This is a genomic window from Duganella paludis (genome assembly GCF_054461335.1).
Window position 1 is genome coordinate 3,639,464 of the sequence record NZ_CM136922.1, and the last position, 13,745, is coordinate 3,653,208.

Here is a 13,745-nt window from a genome sequence, read left to right on the forward strand (position 1 = left end):
TCCTCAATGCGTACTCATTACTGCGGCCTCACCACTGAAGCGCTGCTTGGCCAAACCGTCAGCCTGTGCGGCTGGGTACATCGTCGCCGCGACCACGGCGGTGTGATCTTCATCGACCTGCGCGACCGCGAAGGCCTGGTGCAGGTAGTGTGCAATCCGGAACAGGCTGAAGTGTTCAAAGCCGCCGAAGCCGTGCGCAACGAGTTCTGCCTGCGCGTGACCGGTGTGGTCAAGGATCGCCTGGCCGGCACCGTCAACAACAACCTGAAATCGGGCAAGATCGAAGTGGTGTGCTCGCAACTGGAAGTGCTGAACGCCTCCGTGGCCGTGCCGTTCCAGCTGGACGACGACAACCTGTCGGAAACCACCCGCCTGACCCACCGCGTGCTGGACCTGCGTCGTCCACAGATGCAGAACAACCTGCGCCTGCGCTACAAGGTCACCATGGAAGTGCGCAAGTACCTCGACGACCTGGGCTTCATCGACATCGAAACCCCGATGCTGACCAAGTCGACCCCGGAAGGCGCGCGCGACTACCTGGTGCCGTCGCGCGTCAACGCCGGCAGCTTCTTCGCGCTGCCGCAGTCGCCGCAGCTGTTCAAGCAGCTGCTGATGGTGGCCAACTTCGACCGCTACTACCAGATCACCAAGTGCTTCCGCGACGAAGACCTGCGCGCCGACCGCCAGCCGGAATTCACCCAAATCGACTGCGAAACCTCGTTCCTGACCGAACAGGAAATCCGCGACCTGTTCGAAGACATGATCCGCAAAACGTTCAAGAACACCATGGACGTCGACCTGCCTAACCCATTCCCGGTGATGAACTTCTCGGAAGCCATGGGCAGCTACGGTTCGGACAAACCGGACATGCGCGTCAAGCTGCAGTTCACCGAACTGACCGACGTGGTCAAGAACGTCGAGTTCAAGATCTTCAACAGCGCCGCCAACCTGCCGAACGGCCGCGTGGTCGGCCTGCGCGTGCCGAAAGGCGGCTCGATGCCGCGTTCGGAAATCGACGCCTACACCCAGTTCGTCGCCATCTACGGCGCGCGCGGCCTGGCTTACATCAAGGTCAACGAGAAAGCCAAGGGCCGTGACGGCCTGCAATCGCCGATCGTCAAGTCGATCGACGACGCCACCCTGGCCACCATCCTGGAACTGACCGGCGCCGAAGACGGCGACCTGATCTTCTTCGGTGCGGACAAGGCCAAGGTCGTCAACGACGCCATCGGCGCGCTGCGCGTGAAGATCGGCCACTCGGAATTCGGCAAGGCCGCCGGCCTGTTCGACGACGTCTGGGCGCCGCTGTGGGTGATCGACTTCCCGATGTTCGAATACGACGAAGAGGCGGATCGCTGGACCGCGACCCACCACCCGTTCACCGCGCCGAAAGACGGCCACGAAGACTGGCTGGAAACCAATCCGGGCGCCTGCATCGCCAAGGCCTACGACATGGTGCTGAACGGCTGGGAACTGGGTGGCGGTTCGATCCGTATCCACCGCGAAGACGTACAGTCGAAAGTGTTCCGCGCGCTGAAGATCGATGCCGACGAAGCCCGCCTGAAGTTCGGCTTCCTGCTCGACGCGCTGCAATATGGCGCGCCGCCGCACGGTGGCCTGGCATTCGGCCTGGACCGCATCGTGACCCTGATGACCAAGTCCGATTCGATCCGCGACGTGATCGCCTTCCCGAAAACCCAGCGCGCGCAGGATCTGTTGACCCACGCGCCGTCGGAAGTGGACGAGAAGCAGCTCAAAGAACTGCACATCCGTCTGCGCGCCGCCGAGCCTAAAGTGGCTGGCTAATGTAGCAATGGAAAAGGCGCCTCGGCGCCTTTTCTTTTATCGGACTTATGAAGCCCTACAAGATTCCTGAATCGGTGCTGGTGGTGATCCACAGCGCCGACCTGCAAGTGCTGCTGATCGAGCGCGCCGACAAGCCGGGCTTCTGGCAGTCGGTGACCGGCTCGCTGGACGCGGTCGACGAGCCGCTGCTGACCACGGCCACCCGCGAGCTATTCGAAGAAACCGGCATCGTCGCCGACGGCGAGCGCATCGTGCTGCGCGACTGGCAGCTGGCCAACATCTACACCATCTACCCGGTCTGGCGCCACCGCTACGCGCCGGGCGTGACGGAAAACACCGAGCACGTCTTCAGCGTCGAAGTGCCGCGCGACATCGCCATCACGCTCAGCCCGCGCGAACACCTGAATTACGCCTGGCTGCCCTACCTCGAAGCGGCCGACCAATGCTTCTCCTCCTCCAACGCCGAAGCCATCCTCCAGCTCCCCCGGCAGCTGCGCTAAACGCAGCGCGATGCTATGTGCGCAGCCGCACACCGGGATGGGCGATCTCGGGGGTAGAATGGTTGCATGAAAATCCGAGTCGCTACCTACAATATTCATAAGGGCGTGTCCTCCATCCGCGCCGAGCCGCGCGTGTTGGCGCTGAAACAGGCGATCGGCATGTTCGATGCCGATGTGGTTTTTTTGCAAGAGGTACAGGGCAAACACGACCTGAAGGCCGCCAAATACGGGGCCGAGCACCTCGGGCACCGGCATTGGCCCGCTGCGGCGCAGCATGAGTATTTCGCCGGCGAGTCGCGCCACCTGCATGCCGCCTACGGCATGAACGCGGTGTACGACCACGGCCACCACGGCAACGCGCTGCTCAGTGCTTTCCCGATCGCCAGTCAGGTCAACCGCGACGTATCCGACCACGCCTACGAGCAACGCGGCATCCTCCATTGCGTGCTGCACACGCCGCATGGGCCGGTGCATTGCTACGTGGTGCATCTGGGCCTGTTCGAGAGCGGTCGCCGGCGCCAGACGCAGGCGCTGATTTCGGCGGTGCAGGAAACCGCGCCCAACGGCGAACCGGTGGTGATCGCCGGCGACTTCAACGACTGGCGCAACACCCTGAGCGCGGAACTGCGCAACGCCCTCGGCGTGCGCGAGGCCTTCGATGAAATCGAGGGCAACTCGGCGCTCGACGAGATCCTGCGCAAGCTGCGCCGCAAGGCCAGCGTGGCGCCGGCCCGCACCTTCCCGGCCGGCCTGCCGTTCTTCCGCCTCGATCGCATTTATGTGCGCGGCTTCAAGGTGGAGACGGCGGAGGTAATGCATGGTAGCCTGTGGGCCAAGCTCTCGGACCACGCTCCCATCGTCGCCTCGCTGACGCTGTCATGAACCACTTACTATGCGCACCACCGTCAATTTTTTAGCCGATAACGAAGTCAAGCTGCTTCACACCGGCACCGATTACTTCCCTGCGCTGATCGAGGCCATCGAGAGCGCGCAGTACGAAGTCTATTTCGAGACCTATATCTTCGCCGGCGACGACACCGGCCAGAAAGTGCTGGCCGCCCTGATCGGCGCGGCCCAGCGCGGCGTGCAGGTGCGCGCGATCACCGATTGGTGGGGCACCGGCCGCCGCCAGGTCAACAGCATGCACGAGCAGCTTGCGGCCGGCGGCGTCGAGCACCGCATGTTCAATCCCTGGTTCCGGCGCGGCGTCACGCGCACCCACCGCAAGATCTGCGTGGTGGACCGCCAGGTGGCCTTCGTCGGCGGCATCAACATCAACGACGACATGTTCTGCGACTATGACCATAGCAAGGCGCTGTCGGCGCCGCGCTGGGATTTCGCGGTGCAGGTGCGCGGCCCGCTGGTGGTCGATATCCAGACGGAAGCGGTGACGCAATGGCGCCGCCTCGGCAAGCTCAGCATCATGAAGCGCATCGGCCTGTACCGCGACATGCGCAAGGTGGAGAAGATCGCCGCCAGCCACGCCGTGCAGGCCGGCTTCGTGGTGCGCGACAACCTGCGCAACCGCAGGACCATCCAGCGCGCCTATCTGCAGGCGCTGGGCCGTGCGCGCAAGAGCGTGCTGCTGGCCAATCCCTATTTCGCGCCCGGCCGCAAGTTCCGCCAGGCGCTGGCCTCGGCCGCCGAGCGCGGCGTCGAGGTGGTGCTCTTGATCGGCGTCGGCGAAATCTGGCTGCAGGACGCGGTGGCGCACTCGTTCTACCCGAAGCTGCTTGCGGCCGGCGTCAAAGTGGTGGAATATCACAAGACGCAGCTGCACGCCAAGGTGGCCGTGATCGACGACGACTGGGCCACGGTCGGCTCCAGCAATGTCGACGGCCTGAGCCTGTTCCTGAACCAGGAAGCCAACGTGGTCATCAAGGATGCGGCGTTTGCGCAAAGCCTGCGCCAGCACATCGAACAGGCGGTTGCCGACGGCAAGGTCATCACTTATGATGACTTCGAGCACGTCGGTCATGTGCGCCGCATCGGCTACGAGATCGCGTTTGTGTTTTACAAGATATTGATGAGAGTTTTCGCTGTGGGGAAATACGCGTGAGCGAAGGTGTACGACTGGACAAATGGCTGTGGGCGGCGCGCTTCTTCAAGACGCGCTCGCTGGCGACGGATGCGGTGGATCGCGGCAAGGTCACCGTCAATGGCGACCGCGTCAAGCCGGCGCGCGCTGTGCGCATCGGCGACGTGCTGGAAATCGACAACGGCTCGGACCGCTGGGAAGTGGATGTGATGGGCCTGTCGGACGTGCGCGCCGCCGCGCCGATCGCCCGCAACCTGTACGAGGAAACCGACGTCAGCGTGGCGCGTCGCGCCGCCGTGGCGGAAAACCGCCGCATGTTCCGCGAGCCGAGCGCCGATTTCAAGGGCCGTCCGACCAAGCGCGACCGCCGCCAGTTGGGCAAAATGTAAAGAAGTTTCTGGCCTGCATGACTGCTTCTATTGCTGCGGCGCAGCAATAGAACGCCACCTCTAACGGTACTGTTTGACATTCACCCCCAAGTGGATAATAGTACGAGCGTTCGCAATTCTTTTCACACAGAGTAAATTTAAGTGGAGCAGAATATTCCTTTCTCTCCAATGATTCATTTACTTTGGGATGCAATCTTATTAATACCTCAACTAAATTTATGCGCAAAGGCGAGCTAACCCGCGCTGCAATCCTGGACATGGCCCTTGATCTGGCCAGTCGCGACGGTCTTGAAGGCCTGACCATCGGATTGCTCGCAGATAAGATGAACATGAGCAAATCCGGCGTGTTCGCGCATTTCGGGTCGCGGGAAGATTTGCAGTTGGAAGTGCTGAAGCTGTATCACCACCGTTTCGAGCAGGAAGTGTTCTTCCCCAGCGTCAAAGAGCCGCGCGGCATCGCCCGCCTCAAGGCCATGTTTGCGCGCTGGGTCAAACGCGTCAGCGTGGAGGTGGCCTCGGGCTGCATCTACATCAGCGGCGCGGTCGAATACGACGACCGTCCAGGTCCGATCCGCGAAGAGCTGATGGCGATGGTCGGCGCCTGGCAGGGCGCGTTGTTGCGCTGCGTGAAGCAGTCGGTCGAATGCGGCGATCTGAAAGCCGACACCGACCCGCAGCAGCTGGTCTACGAGATGTACGGCCTGATCCTGGCCCTGCACCACGATGCGCGCTTCCTGCGCATTCCGGGCAGCCTGGAGCGGGCGGGCAAGGGCTTCGAGCGCCTGGTCGAAACGTATCGCAATCCGCAGTCGCCGGCAGCGGTGCTGGCACAGCAAAACTAAACGAATTCATTCAAACACTAAAGTAGTCATCAGGAGAAAACCATGGGTCAATACGTCGCGCCAATCCGGGATATGCAATTCGTTCTGCACGAGCTGCTGAAAGTGGAAGATGAGCTGAAAACGCTGCCGAACTATAGCGAAATCGATGCCGACATCATCAACCAGGTGCTGGAAGAGGGCGGCAAGTTCACCTCGGAAGTGCTGTTCCCGCTGAACCACTCCGGCGACCGCGAAGGCTGCAAGCACGACGCCGCGACCCACACCGTGACCACTCCGAAGGGCTTCAAGGAAGCGTACAAGCAGTACGTCGAAGGCGGCTGGGCAGCGCTGGCTTGCGATCCTGAATACGGCGGCCAAGGCCTGCCCGTCGTCATGAACAACTCGTTCTACGAAATGCTGAACTCGGCCAACCAGGCCTGGACCATGTACCCTGGCCTGTCGCACGGCGCCTACGAGTGCCTGAAAGAACACGGCACCGACCACCAGAAGAAAGTCTACCTGCCGAAGCTGGTTTCCGGCGAATGGACCGGCACCATGTGCCTGACCGAACCGCACTGCGGCACCGACCTGGGCATGCTGCGCTCGAAAGCGCTGCCACAGGAAGACGGCTCGTGGCTGATCACCGGCAACAAGATCTTCATCTCGGCCGGCGAACACGACATGGCCGAAAACATCCTGCACCTGGTGCTGGCCCGCGTGCCGGACGCACCGGAAGGCTCGAAAGGCATTTCGCTGTTCCTGGTGCCGAAGTACCGGCCGAAAGAAGACGGCTCGGTCGGCGAACGCAACCCGATCACCTGCGGCGCCATCGAAGAAAAAATGGGCATCCACGGCAACTCGACCTGCCAGATGAATCTGGACGGCGCCCGTGGCTGGATCATCGGCCAGCCGAACAAAGGCCTGAACGCCATGTTCGTGTTCATGAACGCGGCCCGCCTGGGCGTGGGCATGCAGTCGCTGGGCCTGACCGAAGTCGCTTACCAGAACGCGCTGATCTACGCCAAGGACCGCATCCAGATGCGCTCGCTGACCGGCCCGAAAAATCCTGAGAAGCCAGCCGATCCGATCATCGTGCACCCGGACGTCCGTCGCATGCTGCTGACCGGCAAAGCCTACGCTGAAGGCGCGCGCGCCTTCACCTCGTACGTGGCGCTGCAGATCGACCGCGAACTGCACCACCCTGACGAAGATGTGCGCAAGGAAGCCGCCGACGAAGTCGCGCTGCTGACCCCGATCATCAAAGCCTTCATCACCGACAACGCCTGGATCGCCACCTCGGAAGCCATGCAAGTGTTCGGCGGCCACGGCTACATCAGCGAGTGGGGCATGGAGCAGTACGTGCGCGACGCCCGTATCAACCTGATCTACGAAGGCACCAACACCATCCAGTCGCTGGACCTGCTGGGTCGCAAGATCCTGGGCGACAACGGCGCCAAGCTGCGCAAGTTCGGCGAGAAGATCAAATCGTTCGTGGAAGAAAACGGCCTGGACGAGAACCTGAGCGAATTCATCACCCCACTGGGCGAGCTGGGCGACAAAGTCACCAAGCTGACCATGGAAATCGGCATGAAGGCCTTCCAGAACGCCGACGAAGTGGGCGCCGCCGCCGTGCCTTACCTGCGCGTGGTCGGTCACTTGGTGTACAGCTACTTCTTCGCGCAAATGGCGAAGATCGCGCTGGAAAAGCAAGACAGCACCGATACCTTCTACAAAGCCAAGCTGGCGACCGCGCGTTTCTACTTCGCCCGCCTGCAGCCGGAAACCGCAACCCTGATCCGTCAGGCGCGCTCGGGCTCCGCCAACCTGATGGCACTCGACGCCGACCTGTTCTAAGCAACCAGAGGAAACGACATGACCAATTTCATCGTTAAAAAAGTAGCCGTGCTGGGCGCCGGCGTGATGGGCGCGCAAATCGCTGCCCATTGCATCAACGCCAAAGTGCCAGTCGTTCTGTTCGACCTGCCGGGGAAAGAAGGCACGCCGAAGAACGGCATCGTACTGAAAGCCATCGAAGGCCTGAAAAAACTGTCGCCTGCACCGCTGGGCAACAAGGAACACGCGGCGCTGATCGAAGTGGCCAACTACGAAGACGACCTGGCCAAGCTGGCCGAGTGCGACCTGATCATCGAAGCCATCGCCGAGCGCATGGACTGGAAGCACGACCTGTACAAAAAGGTCGCGCCGCACATCGCTCCTAGCGCCATCTTCGCCTCGAACACCTCGGGCCTGTCGATCACCAAGCTGTCGGAAGGTTTCGACGCGGATCTGAAATCGCGCTACTGCGGCGTGCACTTCTTCAACCCGCCGCGCTATATGCACCTGGTTGAAATCATCCCGACCGAGTTCACCAAGCCGGAAATCAGCGACCAGCTGGAAGGCTTCCTGACCTCGACCCTGGGCAAGGGCGTGGTCCGCGCCAAGGACACCCCGAACTTCATCGCTAACCGCGTTGGCGTGTTCGGCATCCTGGCCATCGTGCACGAAGCCGAGAAATTCGGCCTGTCGGTGGACGTGGTCGACGACCTGACCGGCGCCAAGCTGGGCCGCGCCAAGTCGGGCACCTTCCGCACTGCGGACGTGGTCGGCCTGGACACCATGGGCCATGTAATCAAAACCATGCAAGACTACCTGCCGAACGATCCGTTCGCAGCCGTCTACAAAACCCCGGCCGTACTGGCCAAGCTGGTAGAGAAGGGCGCGCTGGGCCAGAAGACCGGCGCCGGTTTCTACAAAAAAGTAGGTAAAGAGATTCAACGCCTGGACTTCGCCACCGGTGAATACGTCGCCGGCGGCGCCAAGGCAGCCGACATCGTCGCCCGCATCCTGAAAGAAAAGGATCCGGTCAAGAAGATGAAGGCCATGCGCGAATCGACCAACCCACAAGCGCAATTCCTGTGGGCGATCTTCCGCGACGCTTTCCACTACATCGCCGTGCACCTGGACACCGTGGCCGACAACGCCCGCGACATCGACTTCGCCATGCGTTGGGGCTTCGGCTGGAACGTCGGTCCGTTCGAAACCTGGCAAGCCTCCGGCTGGACCCAGGTGGCCCAGTGGGTCAAGGAAGACATCGACGCCGGCCACGCACTGTGCAACGCACCGCTGCCAGCCTGGGTATTCGAAGGTCCGGTCGCTGAAAAAGGCGGCGTCCACACGCCGGAAGGTTCGTGGTCGGCGGTATCGCAATCGTTTGTGCCACGTTCGGAACTGGCCGTGTACAAGCGCCAGGAATTCCGCGCCCCGGTACTGGGTTCGGGCGAACTGGACGGCCGCAAAGCCGGCACCACCGTGCATGAAGACGACGACGTGCGCCTGTGGCACTCGGGCGACGACGTGCTGGTCATCTCGCTGAAAACCAAGCTGCACGTGATCAGTCCAGGCGTCATCGCCGGCTTCCGTAAAGCACTGGCCGAAGCTGAGAAAAACTTCAAGGGACTGGTGATCTGGAGCGCGGACGCGGCCGACGGCGGCGCCTTCTCGGCCGGCGCCGACCTGCAATCGGCACTGCCAGCCTTCATGAGCGGCGGCGCCAAAGCGGTGGACCCGATCATCAAGGAACTGCAAGACACCTTCATGGCGATGAAATACTCGAACGTGCCGGTGGTGGCTGCGGTTGCTGGCCTGGCACTGGGCGGCGGCTGCGAAATGGCCCTGCACGCATCGAAGCGCGTAGCGTCGATCGAGTCGTACATCGGTCTGGTGGAAGTGGGCGTGGGCCTGATTCCTGCCGGCGGCGGCCTGAAAGAAGCGGCCGCACGCGCGGCCAAGGAAGCCAAGGGCACCGACATCCTGCAATTCCTGAAAACCGGCTTCACCAACGCGGCTACCGCCAACGTGTCGAAATCGGCTCTGGAAGCACAGGCCATGGGTTACCTGAAAGAAGACGACGTGATCGTGTTCAACCCGTACGAACTGCTGCACGTGGCGAAAACCGAAGCACGCGCCATGTTCGACAAGGGCTACCGCGCGCCGCTGAAGGCGCCGATCCAGGTGACCGGCCGTTACGGCTGGGGCACCATCAAGGCGCAACTGGTCAATATGCGCGACGGCGGCTTCATCTCGGCGCACGATTTCAAACTGGGCGACATGATCGCGCAGATCGTCAGCGGTGGTGATATCGACCAAGGCTCCTTCGTGAGCGAGCAGTGGCTGCTGGATATGGAACGCAAGGCTTTCCTGGAGCTGCTGAACCATCCGAAGACCCAGGAACGCATCATGGGCATGCTGCAAACCGGTAAGCCAGTCCGCAACTAAGGAAAAGACAATGAGCAAACAAGTTCAAGACGCATACATCGTCGCCGCTACCCGTACGCCAATCGGCAAAGCGCCGCGCGGCATGTTCAACAAAACCCGCCCGGACGATCTGCTGGTGCGCGTGATCCAGTCGGCCCTGGCGCAAGCGCCTGGCCTGGATCCGGCCCTGATCACCGACGCCATCATCGGCTGCTCGTTCCCGGAAGCGGAACAAGGCTTCAACATCGCCCGTCAAGCGGTCCTGCTGGCAGGCCTGCCGAAGACCGTCGGCGGCGTGACCATCAACCGTTACTGCGCTTCGGGCATTACCGCCCTGGCCATGGCGGCTGACCGCATCCGCGTTGGCGAATGCGATGCCATGCTGGCTGGCGGCGTCGAGTCGATGTCGATGGTTCCAATGATGGGTCACCACCCTTCGATGAACCTGAATATGTTCACCGACGAAAACGTCGGCATGGCATACGGCATGGGTCTGACCGCCGAGAAAGTGGCGGAACAGTGGAAAGTCTCGCGTGAAGCGCAGGACGCGTTCTCGGTGGAATCGCACCGCCGCGCCATCGCCGCGCAGCAAGCCGGCTTCTTCAAGGACGAAACCACGCCGGTCGAGATCATCACCCGCACGCCGGACCTGGCGACCGGCGAGATCAAGGTCAAGACCCGCACCGTCGATACCGACGAAGGCGCGCGTCCAGAGACCAGCATGGAAACCCTGGGCAAGCTGAAGCCGGTGTTCGCGGCCAAAGGTTCGGTCACCGCCGGCAACAGCTCGCAGATGTCCGACGGCGCCGGCGCGCTGCTGGTGGTCTCCGAGAAATTCCTGCGCGAGCACAACCTGACGCCGCTGGCCAAGTTCTCGTCGTTCGCCGTTAAAGGCGTGCCACCGGAAATCATGGGCATCGGTCCTAAGTTCGCGATTCCAGAGGCGTGCAAAGCCGCCGGCATCACCCAGGACCAACTGGACTGGATCGAACTGAACGAAGCGTTTGCCGCGCAGGCGCTGGCCGTCATCGGCGACCTGGGCCTGGATCCAGCGAAAGTGAACCCGATGGGCGGCGCAATCGCCCTGGGCCATCCGCTGGGCGCAACCGGCGCGATCCGTGCAGCCACCGTGGTGCACGCACTGCGTCGCAACAACCTGAAGTACGGCATGGTCACCATGTGCGTAGGCGCAGGCATGGGCGCAGCAGGCATCATCGAACGCGTGTAATCACGACATTGCAATAAAAAAGGGCGCTGAGGTTTTTACCCAGCGCCCTTTCAATTTGGAGACAAGCATGGAAATTTTGAGCAGCATTACCGACGGCATCCTGACCCTGGAATTCAATCGTCCGGAACGCAAGAACGCGATCACCGCCGCCATGTACCAGACCATGGCCGACGCCCTGACCGACGCCGAAGGCGACGCCTCGGTACGCGCCATCCTGATCGTCGGCAAGCCGGAGATTTTCACGGCCGGCAACGACCTGGAAGACTTCATGAAAACCGCTCCCGCAGGCGGCGCGATCGAAGACCGTTCCGTGTACAAATTCATGATGGCCCTGAGCGGTTCGAGCAAGCCGGTGGTGGCCGCCGTATCGGGCAATGCGGTTGGCATCGGCACCACGCTGCTGATGCACTGCGACCTGGTTTACGCCGCCGACAACGCCAAGTTCTCGATGCCGTTCGTGCAGTTGGGCCTGTGCCCTGAATTCGGTTCCAGCCTGCTGCTGACGCAAATCGCCGGCTACCCGCGCGCGGCTGAAAAGCTGATGCTGGGTGAAGCCTTCGGCGCGCAGGAAGCGCTGGAGATGGGCCTGATTTCGAAAGTGCTGCCGGTGGAAGAACTGCGCGCGTTTGCAGAAGGCCAGGCCGCCAAGCTGGTCGCTTTGCCGGCGAGCTCGATCCGCGCCACCAAGCAACTAATGAAAGCTGCCCGCACCGCGCCAGTGGCCGACGCCATCGCCGCCGAAAACACCCACTTCGGCAACATGCTCACCGCCCCGGAAGCAAAAGAAGCCTTCATGGCCTTCTTCCAGAAACGCAAGCCGGACTTCAAGCAATTCGCCTGAGTCGTTGAGTAGGTAAATAGGAAGTGCAAGCCCGCCTTTGGCGGGTTTTTTTTCCTCGACTGATTTCTGAGGCACCTCTGCCGATATGGCTTATCGGCTGGGCGACGCTTTGGGGACCACTCCGGACCTTTGGGCTGGCATTCAGCTGGAGTACGATTTATACCAAGCCAGTCAATTACAGCGGCCAAAGATTGAGCGCCTTTCGCCGACTGCCAGGGCGGCGTAGTTCGGCGAATGAAATTCACAATTATTTTGATGACCGCCGCTGCGATAGAATAAATTGTTCCAGATCCTTGCTGGCATGCTCGATGTGGCGCTTGAGCAGTGCTGCGGCGGCGCGGACTTCGCCGGTGCGGCACAGGTTCACCAGTTCTTCGTGTTCCTGTTGCGCCTGGCGGATGCTGTCGGCGCTTAACGACAGTTGCATGCGGGTGTAGCGGTCGGTTTGTTGCAGCAGCGTGGCGACGATCGCCGCAGTGCGTGGTTGCTCTGCGCGTGACAGCAGCAAATCGTGCAGGCGCGTGTTCAGCTCGCCCCAGCGGGTCGTATGCTGGGCATGCAATTCCACCTTGTATTCCGCCAGAATGGCGTCCAGTTCGGCGAAATCTTCCGCCGTCAGCTTGGGCGCGGATTTCTTTAGCAGCACCGGCTCCAGCAGGCTGCGCAGCATGAACAGTTCGCTGATTTCGTCGATCGACAGCCCGGACACCACCGCGCCCTTGTGCGCGATAATCTTCACCAGTCCTTCACCCTCCAGCTGCACCAGCGCCTCGCGCACCGGAATCCGGCTGATGCCGAACTCGGCCGCGAGGGCGTCCTGCCGCAGCGAAAAGCCTTCCGGCAGTTCGCCCGACATGATCTTGCGGCGCAGGGCGTCCGCCGCCTGCTCGGCGACGGTGGTCACTGCAAAGCCGATACCTTTCACGCGTTTACTTCTTTCGACCAGTTGGCGTACCAACTGCGGAACAGCGCATATTGCGTTTCTGCGTAGACGCGCTGGCTGGCGCTGAGCGCGTCGGTGGCATTGAAGTGCAGCGTGTATTCCGTGTCGCCGTTCAGCACCATCAGGTATTTGTAGAACAGCACCAGGTCGGTGCCTTCGTCGAACGAGGACAGCACCAGCAGCGCAGCCTCCAGCTCACGCGCCTGACGACGAGCCACAGCATCGCCCGCCGCCGCTTTGCGCGACAGGGAAACCAGATGCAGCACTTCGCGCGGCAGCGCATTGCCGATGCCGGTGATCGCGCCGGTCGCGCCGCAGTTGACGAAGCCGTGGAACACTTGCGTGTCCACACCCACCATCAGCGTGACCTGGTCGTCCTGGCTGGTGATGTGCTCGGCCGCGTAACGCAGGTCGGCCGCGCCGCCGAATTCCTTGAAGCCGATCAGGTTGGGATGCTTGGCGCGCAGTTCGAAGAACAGGTCGGCGCGCGTGGCGAAGCCGTAGTACGGGCTGTTGTAGATCACCGCCGGCAAGCTTGGCGCGGCTTCCAGGATGGCCGAGAAGTGCGCCTTCTGCGCCGCCGGCGACGAGCCGCGCGACAGCAGGCGTGGAATCACCATCAGGCCCTGGGCGCCGACCTTGGCCGCGTGCGCCGCGTGCGATACCGCTTCCTGCGAGTTGACCGCGCCGGTGCCGACGATGGTCGGTACGCCGGCAGCCACCAGGCGGGCGACGCCTTCCTGGCGCTGCGCTTCGGTCAGCAGCGGCCAGTCGCCCATCGAACCGCAATACACCACGGCGCTCATGCCGGCATCAATCAGTTCGCGGCCTTTTTTGACCAGGGCGTCGAAATCGGGCGTGCGCTCTGCGGTGCAGGGCGTCATCAGGGCTGGAATGGTGCCGGTGAAAATGTTGTCGCTCATGG

At 62.1% G+C, this 13,745-nt stretch carries 12 protein-coding genes; 10 read left to right on the plus strand and 2 right to left on the minus strand.

The window, feature by feature from the left end:
- The first annotated feature begins 6 nt into the window (after nucleotides 1-6).
- The 10 genes from aspS to ACXZ1M_RS16230 all read left to right on the plus strand — a co-directional run bounded on the left by aspS (nucleotide 7) and on the right by ACXZ1M_RS16230 (nucleotide 11,877).
- Nucleotides 7-1,806, plus strand: a complete 1,800-nt coding sequence (gene aspS / locus ACXZ1M_RS16185) for an aspartate--tRNA ligase (RefSeq protein WP_459048691.1) — start codon at nucleotides 7-9, stop codon at nucleotides 1,804-1,806.
- Nucleotides 1,807-1,853: 47 nt separating this feature from the next.
- A complete protein-coding gene (gene nudB, locus ACXZ1M_RS16190; RefSeq protein ID WP_459048692.1) occupies nucleotides 1,854-2,306 on the plus strand; it encodes a dihydroneopterin triphosphate diphosphatase in 453 nt (150 codons plus the stop codon).
- 66 nt (nucleotides 2,307-2,372) lie between these two features.
- Nucleotides 2,373-3,188 (plus strand): endonuclease/exonuclease/phosphatase family protein, encoded by an 816-nt coding sequence (locus tag ACXZ1M_RS16195; RefSeq protein ID WP_459048693.1) that lies wholly within the window; start codon nucleotides 2,373-2,375, stop codon nucleotides 3,186-3,188.
- A gap of 10 nt (nucleotides 3,189-3,198) precedes the next feature.
- Complete coding sequence (clsB, locus tag ACXZ1M_RS16200; protein WP_459048694.1) at nucleotides 3,199-4,365, plus strand: cardiolipin synthase ClsB; 1,167 nt, start codon at nucleotides 3,199-3,201, stop codon at nucleotides 4,363-4,365.
- On the plus strand, nucleotides 4,362-4,733 hold the full coding sequence (locus ACXZ1M_RS16205) for an RNA-binding S4 domain-containing protein (RefSeq protein ID WP_459048695.1): 372 nt from the start codon (nucleotides 4,362-4,364) through the stop codon (nucleotides 4,731-4,733). Before clsB ends, ACXZ1M_RS16205 begins: the two co-directional genes overlap by 4 nt.
- Before the next feature lie 218 nt (nucleotides 4,734-4,951).
- On the plus strand, nucleotides 4,952-5,575 hold the full coding sequence (locus ACXZ1M_RS16210; protein WP_459048696.1) for a TetR/AcrR family transcriptional regulator: 624 nt from the start codon (nucleotides 4,952-4,954) through the stop codon (nucleotides 5,573-5,575).
- A 42-nt stretch (nucleotides 5,576-5,617) separates the two neighbouring features.
- Nucleotides 5,618-7,408, plus strand: coding sequence for an acyl-CoA dehydrogenase C-terminal domain-containing protein (locus ACXZ1M_RS16215; RefSeq protein ID WP_459048697.1), 1,791 nt, complete (start codon nucleotides 5,618-5,620; stop codon nucleotides 7,406-7,408).
- Nucleotides 7,409-7,426: 18 nt separating this feature from the next.
- On the plus strand, nucleotides 7,427-9,829 hold the full coding sequence (locus tag ACXZ1M_RS16220) for a 3-hydroxyacyl-CoA dehydrogenase/enoyl-CoA hydratase family protein (protein ID WP_459048698.1): 2,403 nt from the start codon (nucleotides 7,427-7,429) through the stop codon (nucleotides 9,827-9,829).
- Nucleotides 9,830-9,839: 10 nt separating this feature from the next.
- Nucleotides 9,840-11,036 (plus strand): acetyl-CoA C-acyltransferase, encoded by a 1,197-nt coding sequence (locus tag ACXZ1M_RS16225; RefSeq protein WP_459048699.1) that lies wholly within the window; start codon nucleotides 9,840-9,842, stop codon nucleotides 11,034-11,036.
- Between the two features lie 67 nt (nucleotides 11,037-11,103).
- Nucleotides 11,104-11,877 carry an enoyl-CoA hydratase gene (locus tag ACXZ1M_RS16230; RefSeq protein WP_459048700.1) on the plus strand — a complete coding sequence of 258 codons (774 nt, stop codon included), beginning with the start codon at nucleotides 11,104-11,106 and terminating at the stop codon, nucleotides 11,875-11,877.
- 247 nt (nucleotides 11,878-12,124) lie between these two features.
- Here ACXZ1M_RS16230 and ACXZ1M_RS16235 read toward each other — a convergent pair whose 3' ends face one another.
- Entirely contained in the window at nucleotides 12,125-12,802 is a 678-nt protein-coding gene (locus ACXZ1M_RS16235) for a GntR family transcriptional regulator (RefSeq protein WP_459048701.1), read from the minus strand.
- Nucleotides 12,799-13,743 carry a dihydrodipicolinate synthase family protein gene (locus ACXZ1M_RS16240; RefSeq protein WP_459048702.1) on the minus strand — a complete coding sequence of 315 codons (945 nt, stop codon included), beginning with the start codon at nucleotides 13,741-13,743 and terminating at the stop codon, nucleotides 12,799-12,801. Before ACXZ1M_RS16240 ends, ACXZ1M_RS16235 begins: the two co-directional genes overlap by 4 nt.
- Nucleotides 13,744-13,745 lie beyond the last annotated feature (2 nt).